The organism is Marinococcus sp. LNHM4E3-1 (assembly GCF_056034405.1).
Map to the genome: position 1 here is coordinate 60,783 of NZ_JBQLID010000001.1, position 22,627 is coordinate 83,409.

The following is a 22,627-nucleotide window of genomic DNA, read 5'->3' on the forward strand; positions in this document are numbered from 1 at the left end:
ATGTACGCCAAGGTAATTGTGGATATAGCGACCGGCCAGACGAACCGGGCTTTTGATTATCAGATTCCGGCTTCACTCGAAATGCTCGCGCGCCCTGGATCGAGAGTGACGGTGCCGTTTGGTGCCCGGAAGATTCAGGGATTTATCTGGCGGATCGAAGACAATACAGAGCTTGCCCGGGTTAAGCCGATTACAGATGTGCTCGATCCTCATCCGGTGCTTACGCAGGAGCTGCTTGAGCTCGGAGAGTATTTGGCTGTGGAAACGGTCTGTTTTTTAATTACGGCCTATCAGTCGATGATTCCGGCAGCCATTCGGGCAAAACCAAAAAAGAAGGTTGAGCTGCTCGTGCCCTCGGAGACACTGCCGCCGGTACTGCAGGCAGTGTTTCAGAAGCAGACGACGATCGACTGGAAGGACCTCCCGGACGATAAAGCAGTGATGCAGCACGTGCAGGAAGCTGTCCGTCGTGAACAGATCCGGATCGATTATCAGGTGAAGGACCAGACGAAAAAACAGACGAAGCGGATGCTGCGGCTTCATCCGGAGCACCGGACGCATGCAGCTTCTCTTACGGCGAAAGCGAAAAAACAGCTGGAGCTGTACGACTGGTTTCTTTCGATCGGAGACGAAGAAGTGGCTGTCCCTGCGGCTCAGCTGCTGCATGAGCAGACGGCGAGCCGGGCGGTTATTCAGGGCCTCGTGGAGAAAAACATTCTTATGGAGCGGGACCAGGAGTCGTACCGGGATCCATTTGAAGACCGATCATTTGAAGCCACTCCTCCGCAGGAGCTCACCCCGGACCAGCAGCGGGCACTTGATCCGATTACAGAAAAAACGTCGCGGCATGAGCATCATACGTTTTTGCTGCACGGGGTCACCGGAAGCGGAAAGACAGAAGTGTATCTGCAGGCCATTGACCGTGTGCTGAAGCAGGGACGGGAAGCGATTGTGCTCGTACCGGAAATTTCACTTACCCCGCAAATGGTGGAACGCTTTAAAGGGCGGTTCGGGGACCAGGTGGCGGTAATGCACAGCGCTCTCTCAAGAGGCGAGAGGTACGACGAATGGCGCAGGGTGCATGCCGGAGACGCAAAAGTAGCGGTCGGAGCACGGTCGGCGGTTTTTGCCCCCTTCAAAAATGTCGGCCTGATTATCATTGATGAAGAGCACGAAGGCAGCTACAAGCAGGAGGACCACCCCCGGTATCACGCCCGGGAGGTAGCGATCTGGAGAGGCAGGTATCACGGGGCTCCGGTCGTATTAGGGAGCGCCACGCCGTCGCTGGAATCATATGCCCGTGCCGGTCGGGAGGTTTATCAGCTGCTTGAAATGCCGGAGAGAATCAACCAGAAACAGCTGCCCGCCATCGATGTGGTGGATATGAGGGACGAGCTTCATAAAGGCAACCGCTCCGTATTTTCCGAAACGCTGCTTGAAAAGCTGAAGGACCGACTGGAAAAAGGGGAGCAGAGTATTTTGTTTCTAAACCGGCGAGGCTACTCTTCGTTTGTCATGTGCCGTTCATGCGGCTATACTGCTGAATGCCCGCACTGTGAAATCACGCTCACATACCACCAGACAAAGCATCAGCTGAAGTGCCACTATTGTGGCTATGAAGAAGCGATGCCTGCAACGTGCCCGTCCTGCGAAAGCGAACAGATCCGCTACTTTGGCACAGGCACCCAGAAGGTAGAAGAAGAGCTGACGAAGGTGCTGCCGGAGGCCAGGATTATCCGGATGGATATGGACACTACGACGAAAAAAGGCTCCCACGAACAGATGCTTCGCCGGTTTGGAAACGGAGAGGCGGACATTCTGCTCGGCACCCAGATGATTGCCAAAGGCCTGGACTTCCCTATGATTACGCTGGTTGGTGTACTGGCAGCGGACACGATGCTGCATCTGCCTGATTTTCGGGCGCCGGAGCGGACCTTTCAGCTGCTTACCCAGGTGAGCGGGCGGGCCGGCCGGGACAAGCTGCAGGGCGAAGTAGTGATTCAATCCTACAGCCCAGATCATTACAGCATCCAGTTTGCTAAAAATCATGACTATCCATCGTTCAGCCGGCATGAAATGGGCCAGCGCAAGCGGGGCGGGTATCCGCCGTATTATTATTTAACGATGGTCAATGTTTCTCACGAAGAGATCGGTGTAGCGCTGAAAACCGCTGAAAAAGTGACGAACCGGCTGCGGGAGGAATTATCACCGCAGGCGAAAATTCTCGGACCAACTGTTTCTCCGATTGCAAGGATCAAGGATAGATATCGGTACCAATGCATGATAAAATACAGGGATGAGCCTGAATTAACGAAAATCCTGAATGATATTGCTGTACATTATCAAAAAGAGACAGCTCAGGATAAGCTGTTTATTACGATTGATATGTACCCGCAGTTGTTTCTATAAGGTAAACACCAGCCCCGCTGCCTCGATAGTGACCGACGCACGGGGCTGTGTATTGTGAAAAGAGGGATAAATATGAACATTTTATTTATGGGGACGCCGGACTTTTCGGTCCCGATGCTGCGGCGTCTGCTTGAAGAGGGCTATCCGGTAACGGCGGTGGTCACTCAGCCTGACCGCCCGAAGGGAAGAAAAAAAGAGCTGACCCCGCCGCCGGTCAAAGTTGAAGCCGAAGCTTGGAAGCTTCCTGTGCTGCAGCCGGAAAAGCTGAAAAACGAAGCCTCCTTAAACGAAGTGCTGGCAGAGAAGCCGGATTTAATTATTACAGCGGCGTTCGGCCAGATTCTGCCGAAAAAGCTTCTCGAAGCCCCTTCCATTGCAGCGGTGAATGTGCACGCTTCCCTGCTTCCTGAATACCGCGGCGGCGCCCCGATTCACCAGGCGGTCATCGATGGCCGGGAAAAAACAGGCGTCACGATCATGGACATGGTGGCAAAACTGGACGCCGGTGACATCATCCGGCAGCAGGAAGTACCTATTGAATGGGAGGATACGGTCGGAGATGTGCATGACAAACTGAGCGCCGTCGGAGCAGATCTTTTGATCGAAACGCTGCCAGCAGTAATCGACGGCACGGCGGAACGGACTCCGCAAAATGAAGAGAAAGTAACATTTGCATCCAACATCCAGCGCGGTCAGGAAAGAATCGACTGGAAGCAGAGCGGCCGTTCGATCTATAACCAGATCCGTGGGATGAATCCATGGCCGGTGGCCTATGCAGAAAAAGACGGAAAGTCGATTAAGCTGTGGCGGGCCGAATGGGTGGACGCTTCCGCCAGTGCTGAAACGGGTACTATTACCGATATAACAGATGAATACATTGATGTGGCAGCCGGTGACGGCACGATGGTCCGGTTGTGGGAGATTCAGCCGGCTGGCAAAAAAAGAATGAATACAGCCGAATTTTTGCGGGGAAGCCACGGCTGGTCCAAAGGAGAGAGTTTTAATGAATAAAACGGAGCCTTCCTATTCCCTACGGTATACAGCTGCTTCCCTGCTCGAGCGGGTGGAGACCGGCCAGGCCTTCAGCCACCTGCTGCTTCATCACGAGCTCGCCGGAAAAGCATGGTCGAGAGAGGATGCCGCCCTACTGACCGAAATTGTTTACGGCACCCTCCGCCGCCAGAACACCCTCGACTACGTGCTTGGGGTTTTTGTGAACAAACCGATAACGAAGCTTGACGCCTGGGTACGCGTGCTGCTGCGCATGAGCGTGTATCAGATGCGTTACCTTGACCGGGTGCCGGACCACGCCGTTGTGGATGAGGCGGTAAAAATCGCAAAGCAGCGGGGCAATAAAGGAGTGAGCGGTTTTGTGAACGGAGTGCTCCGCTCCCTGCAGCGCAAAGGATTTCCCGACACAACCGCTATCAAAAACACAGAGGAACGTCTGGCCGTCGACTACAGCCATCCGGCATGGATGTTTCGGGAATGGCAGGCGGCCTACGGGGAAGAAACAGCGCTCCGTATCGCCGAAGCAAATAACGTTACGCCAAAAACGAACGTGCGGGTCGCCTCTGGGGCTGAAGTCGAAGATGTGCAGGAAATGCTCGAACAGGAAGGGATTCAGACAATCCGGGGCATTATTGCAGAGAAAGCATTAATTGTAGAAAAAGGCAATGTTCTCGTTACCGAAACGTATCAGAACGGCTATATAACGGTGCAGGACGAAAGCTCCATGAAAGCCGGTGAAGCACTTATGGTTGAAGAAAATATGGACGTTCTCGACGCCTGCGCTGCCCCGGGCGGAAAATCAACGGACGCTGCCGAACGGACCGGCCCGGGCGGAAGCGTGGCAGCCCATGACCTGAGTGCAAAAAAGCTTGTCCAGATTGAAGAACAGGCGGCAAGACTTGGGCTTGAAAATATTGAAACCGCCGCCGGGGATGCACGTCAATTGACAACTACTTTTCCGGCGCGTACATTTGACCGGGTGCTCGTCGATGCACCGTGCAGCGGACTTGGCGTTATCCGGAAAAAGCCCGAGCAGAAATGGGCCAAAAAAGCAGAGGATTTTGAACGCCTGCCGGAGATACAGCACGAAATATTGAATGAAGCTGTAAGTATGTTACGATTTAATGGAAGGATTGTGTACAGCACATGTACAATTCGTCCAGAGGAGAACGAACAGGTGTGGGAAGCATTTTTGCACCGGCATCCAGAACTATCACCAGACCATGAACTGACCGACAAACTAAAACTTTCAGAAATAGAGCATTTTTCCAGCGAATACGGATGGTGCACGATTCTTCCCCACGAATACGGCACAGACGGATTTTTCATTGCCGCGGCGGTAAAAAATAATCAGGAAGAAACGGAAGGAGCATAAGCATGCAGATTTTAAAAAAGGAGGCGCCTGCCCCGCAAACGGACAGCCCCTCCATGTACAGCTTGGAATACGAGGAACTTCAACAATGGTTAAAAGAAAACGGGGAGCCGGCCTTCCGTGCAAAGCAGCTGTTTGAATGGATGTATCAAAAGCGCGTGACCTCATTTGAGGAAATGACCAACATCCCGAAAACGCTTCGCGAAAAGCTCGAAAGCACGTTTACACTGACAACGTTAAAAGAGGTCATCCATCAGCAGTCCCAGGACGGCACCATTAAGATTTTGTTTGAACTGCAGGACGGCTATACGATCGAAACCGTACTGATGAAGCATGACTACGGCTACAGTGTTTGTGTAACCACCCAGGTAGGCTGCCGGCTCGGCTGTACCTTCTGTGCTTCCACACTTGGCGGCCTGAAAAGAAACCTTGAAGGTGGCGAAATTACCGCCCAGGTGCTCGAATCCCAGCGTCTGCTTGATGAAAGAGACGAACGTGTAAGCTCTATCGTGGTTATGGGCATCGGCGAGCCGTTCGATAACTACGACGGACTGATGAATTTTCTGCGCGTAGTCAATCACGATGACGGCTTAAACATCGGTGCACGCCATATTACCGTTTCTACAAGCGGGGTCGTGCCGCGCATTTATGACTTTGCCAATGAAAACATGCAGATTAATTTCGCAGTATCTCTCCACGCAGCAAACACAGAGACCCGCAGCCGGCTGATGCCGATTAACCGCGCTTGGGATGTTTCGGAGCTGATGGATTCCATCCGCTACTACCAGAAGAAAACGAACCGAAGAGTCACATTTGAATACGGCCTGTTCGGCCAGGTAAATGACCAGAAAGAGGACGCGGAAGAGCTCGCCGACCTGATCGGTGATTTGAAATGCCACGTCAATCTGATTCCTGTGAACGATGTGCCGGAAAGAAACTACGTGCGTACCACAAGAAACGACATTTTTGCGTTTGAAAAAGCATTAAAAGACCGCGGGGTGAACGTAACGATCCGGCGTGAGCAGGGACACGATATCGATGCAGCCTGCGGACAGCTGCGTGCCAACCAGCGGAAAGAAGAAACGGAGGCTAATTCCCAGTGAACCATATGTTTTTAACAGACCGGGGCAAAATCCGTCCTCATAATGAAGATACCGGAGGCATCGTCACGCATGCTTCCGGCATTATTTTAGCCGTCGTTGCCGATGGAATGGGCGGACATTCGGCCGGAGACGTGGCAAGCGCCATGGCTTATCAGACGTTAAAGGACGCGTGGGAGGAAAATCCGTCTGTCAATTCAATTGAAGAGGCGTCGGAGTGGCTGACTGACAACATGATGAAAGCAAATGAAGCCATCATCCGCCACGCCCATCATTATCCGGAGCATGCGGGAATGGGAACGACCCTTGTCGCAGCCATCTGCCACCCGTCGTTTACCGTTACCGGAAATATCGGTGACAGCCGCAGCTATATCTGGACGGACCGTACGGTTCAGCAGCAGAGTGAAGACCATTCCCTTGTGCAGGAGCTGTATAATAAAGGACAGATTTCAGCACTCGAAGCGGAGTCGCATCCGCAGAAAAATATATTAACGAAAGCACTCGGCACGGACCGCGGCCTTTCCCCTGACATCTATACGTATGAATGGGGCGAAGGGGACGGCGTGCTTCTTTGTACCGACGGGCTGACGAATAAGCTTGGCGCTGAAGATATGGCCGGGATGCTTGCTTCTCACAAGCACCTTCGCGAAGGTGTGGAAGCGATGGTGCAGGCAGCCAACGACCGCGGAGGCGAAGATAATATTACGATTGCGGTGGTAATGCGGGAGGAAGAGGTATGGACCAACTGATCGGACGCCGTATCAGTGACCGTTATCATATTAAACGCCTCCTTGGAAGCGGCGGTATGGCGTACGTGTATCTCGGAGAGGATATGATTCTGGAACGGCTGGTGGCAATTAAAATTCTTCAGCCGCAGTTTAACGGCGACGAGGAATTTTTGCAGCGGTTCCGCCGCGAGTCCCGGGCAGCCACTATTTTGGGCCATAGAAACACGGTCAATATTTATGACGTTGGCGAAGAGCGGGAGCTGCATTATATCGTTATGGAATACGTGGAGGGCCAGACGGTGAAGGAAATGATCCGCCTGCATGGACCGCTGCCGCTTGCACAGGCGGTACATATGACCAGGCAGCTGCTTGAGGCGCTGATGCAGGCGCACAGTCACGGCATCATCCACCGGGACATCAAGCCCCACAATCTTCTTTCCAACGACCGCGGGGAAGTAAAAGTAGCTGATTTCGGCATTGCCCGTGCTGCGTCTGCTTCCACGATCACACAGACCAATACGATGATGGGCTCCGTCCATTATATTTCGCCGGAGCAGGCGAGAGGCGGAGTGGTAAGTGCACGCTCAGATATTTATGCTGCCGGTATCGTTTTGTTTGAAATGGTGACCGGGGCGATTCCCTACGATGCAGAATCCGCTGTAAGTATTGCTTTAAAGCATATTCAGGAGCCGCTTCCGGACCCGATGCAGCTGCGGCAGGGCCTCCCGCAGAGTCTGTCGAACGTTATCCTAAAAGCTGCGGCCAAAAGTCCGGATGACCGTTACGCGAGCGCCGAAGAAATGTATGAGGACATCCGTTCCGCGCTGTCGGAGGAGAGAAGAAACGAACGCCCTTATTTCATCCAGGAGGGCCACACCAATGCCCGGGAGCGGGAATGGTCGGACCCCCAGGTGGCCGAAGAAGACACGATGGTAGCAGCGCCGGCTGTTCAGGAAGATGAGCAGCAGGATTCCGCCCTGGAAACAAAGGCCGACCGGCAGCCGGAGAAAACTAAAAAATGGCCGTATGTTGTGGCCTGTATACTCGTATTTTCAGGAGCGGCATTTTTTTACTGGCTGCTTCCAGAAATGTTTGTTGTGAGTGGCTCAACGGAATTAATTCCGCACGTCTTTCCCGCAGCGCAGACAGCTGTGTGGGATGCGAACTGGGCAGGAGAGAGCCCAATATTACAAGAAGGGGCGAAGGTATGGCAACAGGTCGAATTGTAAAAGCAGTCAGCGGGTTCTACTATGTGGACAGTGAAGAAGGATATTTTCAGTGCCGGGGCCGGGGACTGTTCCGCAAACAGAAAATCAAACCGCTTGTAGGTGACTTTGTGCGGTTTGAAGCAGAAAATCATACAGACGGATACGTACTAGAAATTAAAGAACGAAGCAATGAACTGGTGCGCCCGCCGGTCGCAAATATTGACCAGGCGCTGCTCATATTTTCCGCTGTCGAGCCTGATTTTTCCACCTGGCTGCTCGACCGTTTTCTTGTGCATGTGGAAAACGAGGAAATCAAGCCGGTGATTTTAGTAAGTAAATGGGACAAGGCAGACGAGGAAAAAAGAGAGATGCTGCGCGTCATTCAGAAGGACTATGAGGATATCGGCTATCCGTTCCACTTTTACTCGACGAAAACAGGCGAAGGCATCGAAGAGGCCGCTGCTTATTTTCCGGAGAAGTATTCTCTTTTATCAGGACAGTCGGGAGTGGGGAAATCCTCGCTCCTGAATGCGGTGGCTCCTGATCTTGATCTCGAGACAGCGAACATTTCGGGGGCTCTCGGTCGGGGGAAGCATACGACAAGGCACGTAGAGTTCCTGCGGGTTAACGGCGGATGGGTGGCAGACACGCCCGGGTTCAGCTCGCTTGATTTTGGTTCAATTACAGCCGAAGATCTTGATATCTGTTTTCCGGAAATGCGGGCAAGAATGCCTGACTGCAAATTCCGCGGATGCTCCCACCGGCAGGAGCCGGGCTGTGCCATAAGGCTCGACGTGGAGGAAGGACGGATCCCGTCCCACCGCTACGAGCATTACAAGCAGTTCCACGAAGAAATTGCATCCACTCCGAGGAGGTATTAACGATGATAAAAATAGCACCTTCCATCCTGGCAGCTGATTTTGCGGAATTGGGCCGGGCGGTGAAGGAAATTGACGAAGCCGGGGCGGATTATATACATATCGATGTCATGGACGGCCACTTCGTTCCGAATATCACGTTCGGGCTTCCGGTCATCGAGTCCATTCGTCCGTACAGCGATAAACCGTTTGACGTGCACTTGATGATTGAAAAGCCGGAACGCTACATTGAAGATTTTGCCCGGGCGGGTGCCGACATTATTTCGGTGCATGTAGAAGCGTGTCCTCATGTGCACCGTACGATCCAGCAGATTAAAGAAGCCGGCTGCCGGGCGGGCGTAGTGTTAAATCCGGCGACCCCGGTGGAAATGATCACTCATATTCTGCCGGATGTTGACCTTGTGCTTTTAATGACTGTAAACCCGGGCTTTGGCGGCCAGGCGTTTATTCCGAACGTCCTCGACAAAATCAGAGCAGTGAAAAAAGCGGCGGATGTCGTTAATCCGGAGCTCGAGATTGAAGTGGACGGCGGGGTCAGCCGGGAAACAGCCAAAGACTGTCTCGAAGCCGGGGCGAATGTTCTTGTGTCGGGCTCTGCCCTGTTCAAGCAGGAGGATAAAGCGAAGGCGATCGAAGAATTAAAGCAGTGAATAATATTATTATGTAAACTAAAAACACTCATAAAAAAAGCGGCTCTATGGCCGCTTTTTGCTTTATACGCGTGTGACTTTACCAGATTTTAATGCTCTAGCGGAAACGTATACGCGTTTTGGCTTACCGTTTACAAGAATGCGGACTTTTTGCACGTTAGCTCCCCAACGGCGTTTCGTTGCATTGTTGGCGTGAGAACGGTTATTTCCGGCTTTAGGGCCTTTCCCAGTTACATAGCACTTGCGGGACATATGCGGCACCTCCTTATTAATATCAAACAAAATTACCCATACTCAAATATATTAGCACAGAGCCTGTACACACGCAATGTTGATTCGCCAAAAATACAATTATGCTTTTCATTTAAGGAAAACGTGGTTATAGTGATAATGGCATAGTTACTTTGAAAAGAAGCTGGAGCGTCCGGAGACAGCCGGCGTCCGGAAAGGAAGGAATCGAGACATGAGTTTCGAAATATATTCGTCAAACGGCACGGTCGATATTACACTCGAAGTGCTTGCCACTGCCGTGGGAGCGGCAGCCATGGACTGCTACGGAATCGTAGGCATGGCGTCGAGGAAACATTTTAAGGACAACCTGTCGGAACTGCTGCGAAGAGAAAATTATTCCCGTGGGGTAGTCGTCCGGGAAGAGGACGGTCTTATCCATATTGATATGTATATTATTGTAAGCTATGGTACGAAAATTTCTGAAGTGGCGCACAATGTGCAGCGAAAAGTGAAGTATCAGCTGCAGAAAATGCTTGGGCTGGACGTGTCCGCTGTGAATGTATATGTTCAGGGCGTTCAAATTGAATCGGCCTCACCATAGGAAGAGACGGATGAAGGAGAGAGAAAAATGGATCAATTAGTACGCGGTCCTGAACTGGGAAGGATGCTGAAGCAGGGAGCTTCCGCACTGCAAAAACACAGCAAAGAGGTAGACGCATTGAATGTGTTTCCAGTTCCGGACGGGGACACAGGCACCAATATGAGTTTGACGATCCGTTCCGGCGTCGAACAGCTCAAGGAGAACCAGCATGCCGGAGAGACGGCCAAACACTTTTCCAAAGGATTGTTAATGGGAGCGCGTGGAAACTCCGGCGTTATTTTGTCGCAGCTGTTTCGCGGCTTTGCCAAATCTATGGAGAAAAAGTCTGAGCTCCGTACTCCTGACGTAGCAGAAGCTTTTGAACAGGGAGTGGATGCTGCCTACCGGGCAGTGATGAAGCCGGTGGAAGGAACGATTCTCACAGTGGCCAGGGAAGCGTCTCTTGCTATGAAAAATGAACATAACGCCAGTGAGCTTGCGCTGGAGGAATGGATGCGGCGGTTTTTGAAGGCGGCTAAAGAAGCGCTTGCTTATACGCCCGAGCAGCTGCCAGTCCTGAAGGAGGTTGGTGTAGTCGACTCGGGCGGCCAGGGGCTTGTGCACATATATGAGGGGATGCTGCACGCGCTAACCGGGCAGGAGGAAGAAGAAGGAGAATCTGTGCCTTCGCTTGACCAGCTTGTGAAGCTCGAGCACCATAAGGATCCGGCCGCCCAGGGCGGAGCCGAAGCTATTACGTACGGATACTGTACCGAAGTAATGGTCCGCTTTGCAGACAGTGATCCTTCCTTTCAGGAAGAAGCATTCCGGGAAGAGCTGTCGGCCCACGGGGATTCTCTTTTGGTAGTCTGTGATGAAGAACTGCTGAAGGTTCATATTCACGCCGAAGAACCAGGGAAAATTCTGGAAAAATCCCAGCGGTACGGAGAGCTGATTCATATAAAAATTGAAAATATGCGTGAGCAGAATCGTGCCCTGCAGCAGGAAGGAACGTCAGAAAGGCCTGAGACTTCCGCATCTCTTGTACCCTACGGCTTTGTGACCGTGACGACTGGTGACGGAGTAGCCTCGCTCTTTGAAAGCCTTGGAGTTCAGGAGGTTGTCCACGGCGGACAGTCAATGAATCCGAGCACCGAGGACCTTCTCGAGGCTATCAGCCGGGTGCAGGCGGAGCATGTGTTTATACTGCCGAATAACGGCAACATTGTAATGGCTGCGGAGCAGGCAGCAGACATCAGTGACAAGCAGGTAACGGTTATTCCGACGAAAACGGTTCCGCAGGGTCTCGCCGGCATGCTTGCGTTTGACGAAACAAAAGAGGCTGAGGAAAATGAAGAAGCAATGAAAGAAGCCACCCGGTACGTTAAATCCGGCCAGATCACCCATGCCGTAAGAGAAACCAGCATCGAAGGAAAAAAGATTCAGGAAGGCGATTTTATGGGCATCTGGGAAAAAGATATTGTTACCGTTCATGGGGAAATGAAACAGGCTTTTCAGGAACTGCTTGCACGGATGGTCGACAGCGAGAGCGAAATTATTACGCTGATCAGCGGTGAGGATGTGAGCGAAGAGCTGGCGGATGAACTTGCCGCAGAGCTTGAGCAGGCATACCCGGATGTGGAAATAGAAATGCACACGGGCGGACAGCCGCTGTATCAATATATCGTTTCTGTGGAATAAGCTGCCCCGGGCGGCTTATTTTTTTGTTTCACGCGCAGGAGTAACTCTTTCGCGCGAAAAAGGAAACGTATATAATGAAAGGTGAACAACCGTTCGTATAATACAGCAAAAGCAGGAAGGAAGGGACGGTTTATGAATTCGACGCTTCAATCACCGGTCTCTGACTTAAAAGGTGTAGGAGAAGAAAAGCAGCGGGAGCTCGAGCAGCTTGGTATTACAACGATTGACGACCTGCTTCATCATTTCCCTTATCGATATGAAAACCACGAAGTGGTTCCTATAGAAGAATTGAAGCACCAGGAAAAAGTAACGATTACCGGCGAAGTGCAGTCGGAGCCGTCTGTGCGTTTTTTTGGCAAAAAAAAATCCCGGATGACCGTGCGGATATTAATTGATCATTTACTGGTAACGGCGGTGTTTTTTAACCGGGCGTTTTTAAAAAAGCAGATAGAAGTCGGCAGGCAGGTAACTATCACCGGAAAGTGGGACAAGCACCGACTCACCATCTCAGTGCAGGATTTTCGGGCCGGCGCCCCCGACCCGGCGAAGCAGCTTGAGCCAATCTACAGCGTGACCGGGAGTCTGACGGTCAAGCAGATGCAGCGTATTCAGGCAGAAGCCGTAAAACACGTCTCGCAGGTAGTCCCTGAAAACCTGCCGGAAGAAATCCGCGAACGGTACCGCCTGCCGGGAAAACCCGAAACATTTCAGGGGCTTCACCAGCCAGAGAGCCGGGAACAGCTGAAGCACGCAAGAAGGCGCTACGTCTATGAAGAACTGCTGTTTTTTCAGTTGAAGATGCAGATGTTTAAACGAATGGAGCGCCAGTCAGCCTCAGCGGTGCCATTTGTGTATGATGCAGAGGCGACGGCGGATTTTGAAAAGCAGCTGCCGTTTCCGCTCACGAATGCGCAGAAAAGAGTAGTGCAGGAAATCCTTGAGGATATTGAGGCTCCCATCCGGATGAACCGGCTTTTGCAGGGGGATGTGGGCTCCGGAAAAACAGTGGTGGCCTCGATTGCCATGCAGGCCGTATTTACCGGAAACGCCCAGTCGGCTCTGATGGTGCCGACAGAAATTCTTGCCGAGCAGCACTATGAGTCTCTTCAGGAGCTGTTTGCAGGAACAGAGGTGACTGTGGGTCTGCTGACCGGTTCGATGCGTCAGAAGGAAAAGCGGAACGTCTATGAACGCATTACCGACGGCACCATCGATATTATCATCGGCACTCATGCCCTCATCCAGGAGCCGGTGCAGTTTAATAACCTGAAGCTTGTCATCACTGATGAGCAGCACCGGTTTGGGGTCGGCCAGCGCCGGATTCTTAAAGAAAAAGGGGAGGACCCGGACGTATTGTTTATGACTGCGACCCCGATCCCCCGTACGCTTGCTATCAGCGTCTATGGGGATATGGACGTGTCAGTGATTGACGAAATGCCGCCGGGCCGGAAACCGATTGAAACCTACTGGGCGAAGCCGCAGATGCTTGAGCGGGTGCTTCGTTTTGTGCAGAAAGAAATCGATCAGGGCCGGCAGGCCTATGTCATCTGTCCGCTCATTGAAGAGTCAGAAGCGCTCGATGTTCAAAACGCGATTGACGTGCATGCCCAGCTGATGCAGTTCTTCCCGGGATATCAGGTCGGCCTGATGCATGGACGTCTTCCGGCAGAGGAAAAGGAGGACGTCATGCAGCGGTTTGCCAGCCATGAGCTTGATATTCTCGTTTCGACGACGGTCGTAGAGGTCGGTGTGAACGTGCCAAACGCCACGATGATGGTGATTTATGACGCAGAACGCTTCGGCCTTTCCCAGCTGCATCAGCTGCGGGGCCGTGTTGGACGCGGAGAGCATCAGTCCTATTGTGTGCTTTTGGCCGACCCGAAATCCGAAACCGGCCAGGAGCGGATGAATATCATGCAGGAAACCGAGGATGGATTTGTCCTTTCGGAAAAAGACCTGGAGCTGCGCGGGCCGGGAGATTTTTTTGGGAAAAAGCAGAGCGGACTGCCTGATTTTAAAATTGCGGACGTGGTCCATGACTTCAAAGCGCTCGAGACCGCCCGGGACGATGCGGCGAAATTAATACGAAGCGAAGTGTTCTGGAAGGATGAAAAATACCGGCCCCTCCGTGAATATCTTGAAGAAGCCGGGGCCTTTCAAAAAGATAAACTGGATTAGTGGTTGAAATGAAAGAAATCGGTCTATATACTACTATTAGTACCTACTCATAGAAGTGGATGATTATTATGGCCCGAAAAAATAAAAAGGCAAGGCAGGAAGAACTTCAGACTGTTATTGCCTCTAATCCTTTTATTACCGACGAAGCACTGGCCCGGTCATTTCAGGTGAGCGTCCAGACTGTCCGTCTGGACCGCCTGGAGCTCTCGATCCCGGAGCACCGGGAGAGAATCAAGCACGTTGCTAAAGAAAGGCTTGACGAAGTCAAGGCGCTCCCGCTCGAAGAAGTGATCGGGGAGGTTATTGACCTCCATCTGGACCACGAGGCGATCAGCATGCTTGAAATTACGGAGGATCACGTATTCTCAAGGAACGGCATTGCGCGCGGGCATTATCTGTTTGCGCAGGCGAACTCCCTTGCTGTAGCCGTGATTAACGATGAACTGGCGCTTACGATGCGCTCCTCGCTTGAATTTAACCGGCAGGTGCTTCTCGGAGAACGAATTATTGCCAAAGCGGTCGTTACGAAAAAGACCGAAAGAAAAACATATGTTACGGTAACAAGCCGCGTGCAGGGGGAAGAAGTGTTTCAGGGCGAATTCGTCATGTACCGTTCCCACGCTGCTTCGGTGAGCGAATAAGGAGACTAAAAAAATGAGAATTGTAGTCGATGCGATGGGCGGCGATCATTCTCCTAAAGCCCAGGTGGCTGGAGCAATGGCTGCTGTTCAAGCTTTTAAAGATATCGAGATTACACTGGTGGGTTCTGAGCCTCAAATCAAAAAACATTTATCCAAGACGGAACGTATTGATATTTTGCATACCGATGAAGTGATTGATGGGGACGAGTCCCCGACCAAAGCCATCCGTCGCAAAAAGCAGTCCTCGATGGTTCTTTCCGTACAGGAAGTGAAAGAGGGCCGGGCAGCAGCAGGTATTTCTTGCGGCAATACCGGGGCTTTTATGACGGCTGGGCTCCTGCATATTGGGAGAATACACGGCGTGGAGCGGCCGGCACTTGCTCCGACACTCCCGACGGTGGACGGCACAGGCTTTTTGCTGCTTGATGCCGGAGCGAATATGGATGCAAAGGCGAATCATCTGTACCAGCATGCGATTTTAGGCAGTACATATATGCAGCTGGTACGGGGCATTGAAAACCCTCGGGTCGGACTTGTTAATATTGGCACAGAAAAGGGCAAGGGCAATAATTTAATGAAAGAGACGTATGAATTGCTCGAGCATGCTCCGGTGAATTTCGTCGGAAACGTGGAATCAAGGGATCTGCTCGATGGTGTCTGTGACGTAGCGGTCTGCGACGGCTTCTCCGGAAACCTCGTGTTAAAATCCATCGAAGGCACTGCATCCACTCTGTTTTCGCTTCTGAAAAAAGAATTTATGGCAAGTCTGCGGACAAAGCTGGCTGCTGCCATGATGAAAACAGGCCTGACGCATCTACGTGAGAAAATGAATTACTCCAATCACGGCGGCGCTACGCTTGTGGGCCTGCAGGCGCCGCTGATTAAATGTCACGGGTCATCCGACCATATTTCCGTCTATCATTCGATCCGCCAGGCCCGGCAGATGGCCCAGGAAAACGTGACACACCTTATGCAGAAGCACTTAGAAGAGTAGGAGGCATTACAATGGGAAAAACGGCTTTTATTTTTCCTGGTCAGGGATCCCAGTTTGTTGGAATGGGAAAAGAATTATATGACAACGCTCCGACGGCCCGTACCGTCTTTCAGGAAGCAGATGAAGCGCTTGGATACAGCCTGACCGATATTATGTTTAACGGCCCGGAAGAAACATTAACCCAGACAGAATACACGCAGCCGGCACTGATTACGATGAGCTCCGCCCTTCATGCGCTTGTGGAGGAAAAGGGCGTGCAGGCCGATTACACCGCCGGCCACAGCCTCGGAGAGTATTCGGCGCTGGTGGCCAATGGCGCGCTCAAATTCGCAGAAGCCGCTGCTGTTGTGGCCAAACGGGGAAAATGGATGGCTGAAGCGGACCCCGAGGGTAAAGGAACGATGGCCGCAGTTATGGGCATGGAACGTGAAGATCTGCAGGAGCTTGTGGATGAAGCGACAGAAGCCGCTGATAAAGTACAGCTGGCCAACCTGAACGCCCCCGGACAGATTGTTATCTCCGGAAGCCGGGAAGGCGTGCGCTATGTGGAGGAGCACGCTCCGGACCGCGGGGCGAAGAAAGTGGTGCCGCTGCAGGTGAGCGGTCCCTTTCATTCCTCGTTTATGAAGCCGGCGGAGGAAAAGCTGGCGGATGCTCTGCAAAACGTTGAGATCCGCGGGCCGCGCCGCCCGCTCATAGCGAATGTGGATGCCAAGGAAACCTCGGACCCATCCGCCATCCGTCAGCAGCTGATTGCGCAGGTAACCTCCCCAGTTCACTGGGAAGATTCGGTGCGCCGCCTGATTGACCTTGGTGTAACGGAATTTGTAGAAATTGGTCCTGGCAGCGTCCTGAGTGGAATGATCCGGAGGATTCAGCGCCGCGGCCTGGATGTACATGCAGTACAGGACGAAGCATCGCTGGATAAATGGCTTGAAAAAAGGAGTGCATCGTCATGAATTTCGAAGGACAAAGCGTGCTTGTAACCGGGGCGTCAAGAGGTATCGGCAAAGCCATCGCCCTCGGCTTTGCCGCTCAGGGAGCGAACGTTGCGATCAACTACGCCGGCAGCAGGGAAAAAGCCGAGGAAACCGCTTCGGAGTGCAAAGAGCACGGCGTGAAAACGCTTGTGATCCAGGCGGATGTATCGAATGAATCGGATGTCAAAGAAATGCTTAAGCAGGTGACAGAGGAATTCGGCGGTATTGACGTGCTTGTAAATAACGCCGGTATCACGAAGGATAACCTGTTAATGCGCATGAAAGAAGACGAATGGGATGACGTCATTGATACAAATTTAAAAAGCGTGTTTTTAACATCCCGGGCAGCGGCCCGTCCGATGATGAAAAAACGGGGCGGAACGATCATCAATATGGCTTCTGTCGTGGGAACGACCGGCAACCCCGGACAGGCGAACTATACGGCATCAAAAGCAGGAGTAGTCGGGCTCACGAAAACGCTCGCCCGTGAGCTTGCTTCGAGAAATATCCGGGTGAACGCTGTCGCACCAGGGTTTATCTCCACGGAAATGACCGACGAGCTCGAAGAAGACACGAAGGAGCAGATGATGCAGCAGATTCCGCTTCAAAAGCTCGGGGAGACGGAAGACGTGGCCAATACGGTGTTGTTTCTCGCTTCAGACAGCGCCAAATATATGACCGGGCAGACGCTGCATGTTGACGGCGGCATGGTAATGCCATAAAATATCGGTGACACAGCGGTTTCATTCGCGCTCAGAAGTGGAAAGAATGGAATGAAGCCGAAACGATTCTTTAAAGGAGGTGAAAGGAATGGCAGAAACACTCGAACGTGTGAAAAAAATCGTTGCAGACCACCTCGGGGTGGATGAGGCGAACGTCAATAAAGACGCGACCTTTAAGGAAGATCTCGGCGCGGATTCTCTGGATGTAGTAGAATTAGTCATGGAACTGGAAGACGAATTTGATCTGGAAATTTCTGATGAAGAAGCAGAAAAAATTCAAACAGTCGGTGATGTAATCAATTACATAGAGAAGCAGTAGTAGAAAGCAAGCCCACGTCCTGTGCAAGCGGGCTGGGCTTTTCTATGTAATACCCCGAAATTATTTTAAGGGAGGTTCATTTTTGCCAAAACCTACATCGTCCAAAAGCCAGTCCAGGGAGAAAGCAGTATTTACAGCCAGACAGCATGAACTTATGCAGTCCATCCTCCAGGAGCTGCAGGTTTCATTTGCAGACGAGCAGCTGCTGCGACAGGCTTTCACGCACTCTTCCTATGTGAATGAACATCGTATGAAGCACGTAAGGGATAACGAACGTTTGGAATTTCTCGGCGATGCTGTATTGGAGCTGGCGGTTTCCAATCATTTGTTCCGCGAATTCCCTTCCATGACGGAAGGCGATATGACAAAACTCCGCGCCGCAATGGTATGTGAAGCATCGCTAGCTAGCTTGGCCGAGGAATTGCAATTTGGAAATGTGGTCCTGATGGGCAAGGGCGAAGAAATGACCGGCGGCCGCACCCGGCCCGCGCTGCTCGCAGACGTATTCGAATCGTTTGTCGGAGCAATGTATCTTGATCAGGGACTTTCAAACGTCGAGCAGTTTTTGGAACGATTTGTCTTTCCTAAGCTCGATGAAGGGGCGTTTTCTGTGACAGCTGATTACAAAAGCCAGCTGCAGGAATTCGTCCAGAAGGAAAACCTGGGCGTGATTTCCTATGAAATCACCGATGAGCAGGGGCCGGCCCATAACAGGGAATTTCATTCGGCGGTCTCCTTAAACGACGCGCGCGCCGGTGCCGGCCGCGGACGGTCAAAAAAAGAAGCGGAGCAGCGGGCAGCCCAGGCTACCCTTGAACAGCTGCAGCGCCGTGAATAAACGAAATTAAAAAAACAACCGCCAAACGCTGGCGGTTGTTTAAATGTGCGGATCAGCCTTTGCGCAGATGGCCGAGCTCGGAAACGATGGCCTGCATCTCGCTGACGCTGATATTATTTTTGGAATCCACCATGTCGTAGATTTCTTTAATCTCATGGTATTGATCGACGTCATAATGCTCCGGCTGCATTACAGAAACATTGACGATCTGTAATTTTTTCTGCAGTTCGGTAATCATGTAATCCAGGTTATCACGGCTTGCTTGTTCTAAACTCATGCGAATTTCTTCTCCTCCACTCCGTCCAGTTTAAAAACCCGCGGTTCATCTCTTTAAAAAGCTTCCGCGGTGTTTTAATGACAACGTTAATATTATTGTAGTGGTTTTTCCCGCGTTTGACAAAGGGGGATTTAGGTCGAGTTCTGCCGGCGTGCGTGTTGTGATAAAATATAAACAGCAGAGGACAGCGCCCGGCGCTGTCAGTACATACTATAAAATAAGAGGGGGCATACCTTTGTTCCTGAAACGAATAGAAATTAAAGGGTTTAAATCGTTTGCCGACCGTTTACATATTGATTTTAACCCCGGCATTACGACCGTCGTCGGCCCGAACGGCAGCGGCAAAAGTAATATTTCCGACAGCATCCGGTGGGTACTCGGGGAACAGTCGGCCCGGTCGCTGCGCGGCGCCCGTATGGAAGACGTGATATTTTCCGGAAGCGATACCCGGCGTGGGCTGAATATTGCGGAAGTTACGCTCGTGCTTGATAATGAAGACGGAAGCCTTCCATATGAATACAGTGAAATAAGCGTGACACGCCGTTTGTACCGCTCCGGAGAAAGCGAGTATCTGCTGAACCGGACAAAATGCCGCCGCAAAGATATTATTGATCTGTTTATGGATTCCGGCATGGGAAAAGAATCTTTTTCGATTATTGGCCAGGGCCGGGTCGAAGAGGTGTTAAACAGCCGGCCGGAAGAGCGGCGGGCGATGTTTGAAGAAGCTTCCGGGGTATTGAAATACAAGCAGCGCAAGCAGGAAGCTGAAAGAAAATTTGAATCAACAGAGGCGAACCTGCACCGGGTAAAAGACATTCTGCATGAATTGAATGAGCAGATGGAGCCGCTGCAGATACAGGCATCCGAAGCGAAGGACTACCTCGCCAAGCGTGAAGAGCTTGAAGCGCTGGAATCGGCTCTGCTCGTGCATGAAATTGAAGAACTGCATTCCGATTGGAAAGCAGCCCAGGAGCAGGAGAAAAAAGAAGAGCAGCACAACAGACGCTGGAAGCAGAAAAAAGAACAGACGGAAGCGGCCGCCCGCCAAGCCCGGGCTTTCGAAGCGCTGCTTGCCCGGTTCCACCAGCAGGTGCAGAGCGGCTATGTGGAAGCGGCCAGAAATCTCGAAAAACGTGAAGGGGACCGTAACCTTTCAAATGAACAGGGAAAACATGCAGCCGAAAAGCTAGAAGCAGAAAAAAAAGCACTCGAGGAAGACGAGGCAAAGCTGAGCAGCGTAACAAACGCTTACCGGGAGCAAAAAGAACGGTATGAAAAAGAAAATGAAGCTCTCACGAGCGGGATGAATGAACTGCGTTCGGTTCAAAAGCAGCTGCGCTCCTACCAGGAAATGAACGGAAAAGACCTTGAAGAAGAAAAAAGCGAATACATTGAAAAACTCAATGAACAGGCGTCTGTAGGAAACGAAACCCGATACGTGACAGACCAGAAAGCTTCTCTCGAGCGGCGTATGAGAGCATTGAAAGAGGATAATCAATCGTTTCTTGAAGAGCGCGGAAATTCCGCGCAGCTCGTTAAGGAGCAGAAAAAAGAAGAGGAAGCGCTCTCCCGCCAAACGGAAAACGCGCGCTCGGAAGCTGAAGCAGCCACCAGAGAAGAAGAGCGCCTGGAAGAAAAACTAAAAGAGCAGGAAGACAAACTGTATAAAGCGTACCGGTACGTTGACGAAAAAAAATCAAAAATCCGTATGCTTGAAGAAATGCAGGAGGAGTATGCCGGCTATTACCAGGGGGCCAAAGAAATTTTAAAGGCCCGGGAACAAAAGCTTTCAGGCATTATCGGCTCGGTGGCTGAGCTGATGGATGTGCCGGGAGAATATGTGGAGGCGATGGAAACGGCGCTTGGCGCTTCCCTCCAGCATATTGTGACGCAGACCGAAAAAGACGCACGCGAGGCAATTGCGTATTTGCGCAAGCATCAGAAGGGGCGGGCGACGCTGCTCCCCTCCGAAACGGTGCGTCCGAGACGGGCCGACCGGTCCAGCTATGAAAAAGCACAGACGTTTATCGGTTTTGTCGGCACGGCCGGAGAGCTTGTGCATGTCCGCCAGGGATATGAGCATGTCCGTGACCAGCTGCTCGGCCATATTTTTGTAGTGGACCAGCTGGAAACGGCTAACCGCCTGGCGGCAGCGTGCAGCTATAAAATCCGCATCGTCACTCTTGAAGGAGATGTCGTAAACCCCGGGGGCTCGATGAGCGGAGGAAAAATGCAGAACCAGAAGGGCACGCTTCTCGAAAAACAGCGTGAGCTTCGCGAGTTAAGAAATAATTTAACGGAAATAGAAGAAAAGACTGCAGCCTGGGAGAAAACAGTTGATCAGACGAAGCAGGCTGTGAAAAAGCAGAAAGCGGCTGCGAGCGATAAGCAGCAGAGAGCCCGGGAGTATAACGGGCAGCTTGAGGAGAAAAAGGAAGCACGCCGTAAAAGCGAGCAGGAGCACGACCGCCTTGATTCCCGTCTCGGCATGTTTGACCGGGAATATTCCTCGCTAGAGGAAGAGAAAGAACGTCTTGATGAGCGTCTGCAGGTGCTTGAAGAAAACCGGGCAAGAGTCGAAAAAGCCATTACAGAGCTGAAAGCATCGATCGACGCGCTCGAACAGGAATATTCCAGGCGGGATGAGGAAGAAGCGTTGCTCCGGGAGCAGGAGACAGAAAGAAAAGTGCAGACGGCAGCTCTCCGGGAAAATGTTTCTGCCCAGCATAAAGAAAAAGAACGGCTGCACAGGGAAAAAGAAGAACTTGAACAGGTCGTCTCCGCGCGTAAAGAGCGGGCGGCTGCCTGGGAGGAACATTTAAATAACGACCATAGCAGCCAGGACTGGGATGAATTGGTCGAAGAAGCGAAAGCTGCTAAGGAAAAGATTGAGCGGCTGCAGGAGCGGCTGAATGAACAAAAGAATCGTGCAGCCCGTGCTGCAGAACAAATCGAAGCAACAGCCTCAGTTCAGAATGACCGCTTTCAGGAAAGCCGGGACCGTCTTCATGAAACAACGGTGCGCATGAACCGTCTCGATGTGACGCTCGAAAATAAAATCACCTACCTGCAGTCAGAATATGAATTATCGTTTGAACGGGCGAAACAGAAGCATACGCTGTCCGTAAGCCCGGAGCAGGCAAAAGACGAAGTGCACCTGCTTCAGCTTGGCATCGAAGAGCTCGGAACTGTGAATCTCGGGGCGATTGAAGAATGCGAACGGGTCACGGAGCGTCACCGCTTTTTAAGCAGCCAGCAGGAGGATCTGATGGAGGCAAGACAGTCGCTGCAGGATGTGATCGATGAAATGGACACAGAAGTGACGGAGCGTTTTGCCGCTACGTATCATGCGATCCGCGAAGAATTTCAGCACGTCTTTGCGAAGCTGTTTGGTGGCGGGGAAGCGGATCTGGTGCTTACAGCTCCGGAGAATCTGCTTCATACGGGAGTGGATATTTCCGCCCGGCCGCCCGGTAAAAAAAGGCAGCACCTGTCTCTTCTATCCGGCGGGGAGAAGGCGCTGACAGCCATCGCGCTGTTGTTTGCCATTATTAAAGTAAAACCGGCTCCATTCTGCGTACTGGACGAAGTGGAAGCCGCTCTTGATGAAGCGAACCTCGTACGCTTTGCGAAATACCTGCGCTCGTTCAGTGAAACGACTCAGTTTATTGTGATCAGCCACCGCAAGGCTACCATGGAGGAAGCCGACGTACTTTACGGAATTACAATGGAAGAATCAGGCGTATCAAAAATGGTATCTGTCCGCCTGGAAGAAGCGGATGAACTACTGGAAGTGTAAGGAGTGAAAAG

General features: G+C 51.9%; 20 protein-coding genes. 18 read left to right on the forward strand and 2 right to left on the reverse strand.

The features are described from left to right. The 8 genes from priA to rpe all read left to right on the forward strand — a co-directional run bounded on the left by priA (nt 1) and on the right by rpe (nt 9,356). Nucleotides 1–2,409 carry a primosomal protein N' gene (gene priA, locus ACTRXI_RS00310; protein WP_474260422.1) on the forward strand — a complete coding sequence of 803 codons (2,409 nt, stop codon included), beginning with the start codon at nt 1–3 and terminating at the stop codon, nt 2,407–2,409. Between the two features lie 72 nt (nt 2,410–2,481). Then, nucleotides 2,482–3,420, forward strand: coding sequence for a methionyl-tRNA formyltransferase (gene fmt / locus ACTRXI_RS00315; protein WP_474260424.1), 939 nt, complete (start codon nt 2,482–2,484; stop codon nt 3,418–3,420). After that, the gene (rsmB, locus tag ACTRXI_RS00320; protein ID WP_474260426.1) at nt 3,413–4,795 is read left to right on the forward strand and encodes a 16S rRNA (cytosine(967)-C(5))-methyltransferase RsmB; all 1,383 of its coding nucleotides are present in this window, start codon (nt 3,413–3,415) and stop codon (nt 4,793–4,795) included. The genes fmt and rsmB overlap by 8 nt, the downstream gene beginning before the upstream one ends. A gap of 2 nt (nt 4,796–4,797) precedes the next feature. Continuing rightward, on the forward strand, nt 4,798–5,895 hold the full coding sequence (gene rlmN, locus ACTRXI_RS00325; protein WP_474260428.1) for a dual-specificity RNA methyltransferase RlmN: 1,098 nt from the start codon (nt 4,798–4,800) through the stop codon (nt 5,893–5,895). 5 nt (nt 5,896–5,900) lie between these two features. Further along, nucleotides 5,901–6,641, forward strand: coding sequence for a Stp1/IreP family PP2C-type Ser/Thr phosphatase (locus tag ACTRXI_RS00330; RefSeq protein ID WP_474260827.1), 741 nt, complete (start codon nt 5,901–5,903; stop codon nt 6,639–6,641). Further along, nucleotides 6,629–7,849: a Stk1 family PASTA domain-containing Ser/Thr kinase gene (pknB, locus tag ACTRXI_RS00335; protein WP_474260430.1), complete on the forward strand. Its 1,221-nt coding sequence runs from the start codon at nt 6,629–6,631 to the stop codon at nt 7,847–7,849. The genes ACTRXI_RS00330 and pknB overlap by 13 nt, the downstream gene beginning before the upstream one ends. Then, nucleotides 7,828–8,709 carry a ribosome small subunit-dependent GTPase A gene (rsgA, locus tag ACTRXI_RS00340; protein WP_474260432.1) on the forward strand — a complete coding sequence of 294 codons (882 nt, stop codon included), beginning with the start codon at nt 7,828–7,830 and terminating at the stop codon, nt 8,707–8,709. Before pknB ends, rsgA begins: the two co-directional genes overlap by 22 nt. A gap of 2 nt (nt 8,710–8,711) precedes the next feature. Beyond that, entirely contained in the window at nt 8,712–9,356 is a 645-nt protein-coding gene (gene rpe, locus ACTRXI_RS00345) for a ribulose-phosphate 3-epimerase (protein ID WP_474260434.1), read from the forward strand. Nucleotides 9,357–9,419: 63 nt separating this feature from the next. Here the strand turns inward: rpe and rpmB are convergent, their stop codons facing one another. Continuing rightward, nucleotides 9,420–9,608, reverse strand: a complete 189-nt coding sequence (gene rpmB, locus ACTRXI_RS00350) for a 50S ribosomal protein L28 (RefSeq protein ID WP_022792731.1) — start codon at nt 9,606–9,608, stop codon at nt 9,420–9,422. Nucleotides 9,609–9,819: 211 nt separating this feature from the next. Here rpmB and ACTRXI_RS00355 point away from each other — a divergent pair, with 211 nt between their 5' ends. The 9 genes from ACTRXI_RS00355 to rnc all read left to right on the forward strand — a co-directional run bounded on the left by ACTRXI_RS00355 (nt 9,820) and on the right by rnc (nt 18,540). Further along, nucleotides 9,820–10,188: an Asp23/Gls24 family envelope stress response protein gene (locus ACTRXI_RS00355; protein ID WP_322524635.1), complete on the forward strand. Its 369-nt coding sequence runs from the start codon at nt 9,820–9,822 to the stop codon at nt 10,186–10,188. Between the two features lie 27 nt (nt 10,189–10,215). Beyond that, a complete protein-coding gene (locus tag ACTRXI_RS00360; protein ID WP_474260436.1) occupies nt 10,216–11,868 on the forward strand; it encodes a DAK2 domain-containing protein in 1,653 nt (550 codons plus the stop codon). Between the two features lie 132 nt (nt 11,869–12,000). Then, nucleotides 12,001–14,046 carry an ATP-dependent DNA helicase RecG gene (gene recG, locus ACTRXI_RS00365; protein WP_474260438.1) on the forward strand — a complete coding sequence of 682 codons (2,046 nt, stop codon included), beginning with the start codon at nt 12,001–12,003 and terminating at the stop codon, nt 14,044–14,046. Nucleotides 14,047–14,114: 68 nt separating this feature from the next. Further along, nucleotides 14,115–14,687 carry a transcription factor FapR gene (gene fapR, locus ACTRXI_RS00370; RefSeq protein WP_474260440.1) on the forward strand — a complete coding sequence of 191 codons (573 nt, stop codon included), beginning with the start codon at nt 14,115–14,117 and terminating at the stop codon, nt 14,685–14,687. A gap of 13 nt (nt 14,688–14,700) precedes the next feature. Further along, the gene (gene plsX, locus ACTRXI_RS00375) at nt 14,701–15,681 is read left to right on the forward strand and encodes a phosphate acyltransferase PlsX (RefSeq protein ID WP_474260442.1); all 981 of its coding nucleotides are present in this window, start codon (nt 14,701–14,703) and stop codon (nt 15,679–15,681) included. Between the two features lie 11 nt (nt 15,682–15,692). Further along, the gene (gene fabD, locus ACTRXI_RS00380; protein WP_474260444.1) at nt 15,693–16,640 is read left to right on the forward strand and encodes an ACP S-malonyltransferase; all 948 of its coding nucleotides are present in this window, start codon (nt 15,693–15,695) and stop codon (nt 16,638–16,640) included. Continuing rightward, nucleotides 16,637–17,383, forward strand: coding sequence for a 3-oxoacyl-[acyl-carrier-protein] reductase (fabG, locus tag ACTRXI_RS00385; RefSeq protein ID WP_474260446.1), 747 nt, complete (start codon nt 16,637–16,639; stop codon nt 17,381–17,383). Before fabD ends, fabG begins: the two co-directional genes overlap by 4 nt. A gap of 88 nt (nt 17,384–17,471) precedes the next feature. Next, nucleotides 17,472–17,702, forward strand: coding sequence for an acyl carrier protein (gene acpP / locus ACTRXI_RS00390; protein WP_462865279.1), 231 nt, complete (start codon nt 17,472–17,474; stop codon nt 17,700–17,702). Between the two features lie 154 nt (nt 17,703–17,856). Further along, the gene (gene rnc / locus ACTRXI_RS00395; RefSeq protein ID WP_474260828.1) at nt 17,857–18,540 is read left to right on the forward strand and encodes a ribonuclease III; all 684 of its coding nucleotides are present in this window, start codon (nt 17,857–17,859) and stop codon (nt 18,538–18,540) included. Between the two features lie 52 nt (nt 18,541–18,592). Here rnc and ACTRXI_RS00400 read toward each other — a convergent pair whose 3' ends face one another. Beyond that, a complete protein-coding gene (locus ACTRXI_RS00400) occupies nt 18,593–18,817 on the reverse strand; it encodes a DUF1128 domain-containing protein (RefSeq protein WP_298784279.1) in 225 nt (74 codons plus the stop codon). Between the two features lie 235 nt (nt 18,818–19,052). Here ACTRXI_RS00400 and smc point away from each other — a divergent pair, with 235 nt between their 5' ends. Continuing rightward, nucleotides 19,053–22,616: a chromosome segregation protein SMC gene (smc, locus tag ACTRXI_RS00405; protein WP_474260449.1), complete on the forward strand. Its 3,564-nt coding sequence runs from the start codon at nt 19,053–19,055 to the stop codon at nt 22,614–22,616. Nucleotides 22,617–22,627 lie beyond the last annotated feature (11 nt).

What these genes read in the sequence shown, in the direction of transcription:
- priA (WP_474260422.1), top strand. Translation starts at nt 1, where the DNA reads ATGTACGCCAAGGTAATTGTGGATATAGCGACCGGCCAGACGAACCGG.
- fmt (WP_474260424.1), top strand. Translation starts at nt 2,482, where the DNA reads ATGAACATTTTATTTATGGGGACGCCGGACTTTTCGGTCCCGATGCTG.
- rsmB (WP_474260426.1), top strand. Translation starts at nt 3,413, where the DNA reads ATGAATAAAACGGAGCCTTCCTATTCCCTACGGTATACAGCTGCTTCC.
- rlmN (WP_474260428.1), top strand. Translation starts at nt 4,798, where the DNA reads ATGCAGATTTTAAAAAAGGAGGCGCCTGCCCCGCAAACGGACAGCCCC.
- ACTRXI_RS00330 (WP_474260827.1), top strand. Translation starts at nt 5,901, where the DNA reads ATGTTTTTAACAGACCGGGGCAAAATCCGTCCTCATAATGAAGATACC.
- pknB (WP_474260430.1), top strand. Translation starts at nt 6,629, where the DNA reads ATGGACCAACTGATCGGACGCCGTATCAGTGACCGTTATCATATTAAA.
- rsgA (WP_474260432.1), top strand. Translation starts at nt 7,828, where the DNA reads ATGGCAACAGGTCGAATTGTAAAAGCAGTCAGCGGGTTCTACTATGTG.
- rpe (WP_474260434.1), top strand. Translation starts at nt 8,712, where the DNA reads ATGATAAAAATAGCACCTTCCATCCTGGCAGCTGATTTTGCGGAATTG.
- rpmB (WP_022792731.1), bottom strand. Translation starts at nt 9,608, where the DNA reads ATGTCCCGCAAGTGCTATGTAACTGGGAAAGGCCCTAAAGCCGGAAAT.
- ACTRXI_RS00355 (WP_322524635.1), top strand. Translation starts at nt 9,820, where the DNA reads ATGAGTTTCGAAATATATTCGTCAAACGGCACGGTCGATATTACACTC.
- ACTRXI_RS00360 (WP_474260436.1), top strand. Translation starts at nt 10,216, where the DNA reads ATGGATCAATTAGTACGCGGTCCTGAACTGGGAAGGATGCTGAAGCAG.
- recG (WP_474260438.1), top strand. Translation starts at nt 12,001, where the DNA reads ATGAATTCGACGCTTCAATCACCGGTCTCTGACTTAAAAGGTGTAGGA.
- fapR (WP_474260440.1), top strand. Translation starts at nt 14,115, where the DNA reads ATGGCCCGAAAAAATAAAAAGGCAAGGCAGGAAGAACTTCAGACTGTT.
- plsX (WP_474260442.1), top strand. Translation starts at nt 14,701, where the DNA reads ATGAGAATTGTAGTCGATGCGATGGGCGGCGATCATTCTCCTAAAGCC.
- fabD (WP_474260444.1), top strand. Translation starts at nt 15,693, where the DNA reads ATGGGAAAAACGGCTTTTATTTTTCCTGGTCAGGGATCCCAGTTTGTT.
- fabG (WP_474260446.1), top strand. Translation starts at nt 16,637, where the DNA reads ATGAATTTCGAAGGACAAAGCGTGCTTGTAACCGGGGCGTCAAGAGGT.
- acpP (WP_462865279.1), top strand. Translation starts at nt 17,472, where the DNA reads ATGGCAGAAACACTCGAACGTGTGAAAAAAATCGTTGCAGACCACCTC.
- rnc (WP_474260828.1), top strand. Translation starts at nt 17,857, where the DNA reads ATGCAGTCCATCCTCCAGGAGCTGCAGGTTTCATTTGCAGACGAGCAG.
- ACTRXI_RS00400 (WP_298784279.1), bottom strand. Translation starts at nt 18,817, where the DNA reads ATGAGTTTAGAACAAGCAAGCCGTGATAACCTGGATTACATGATTACC.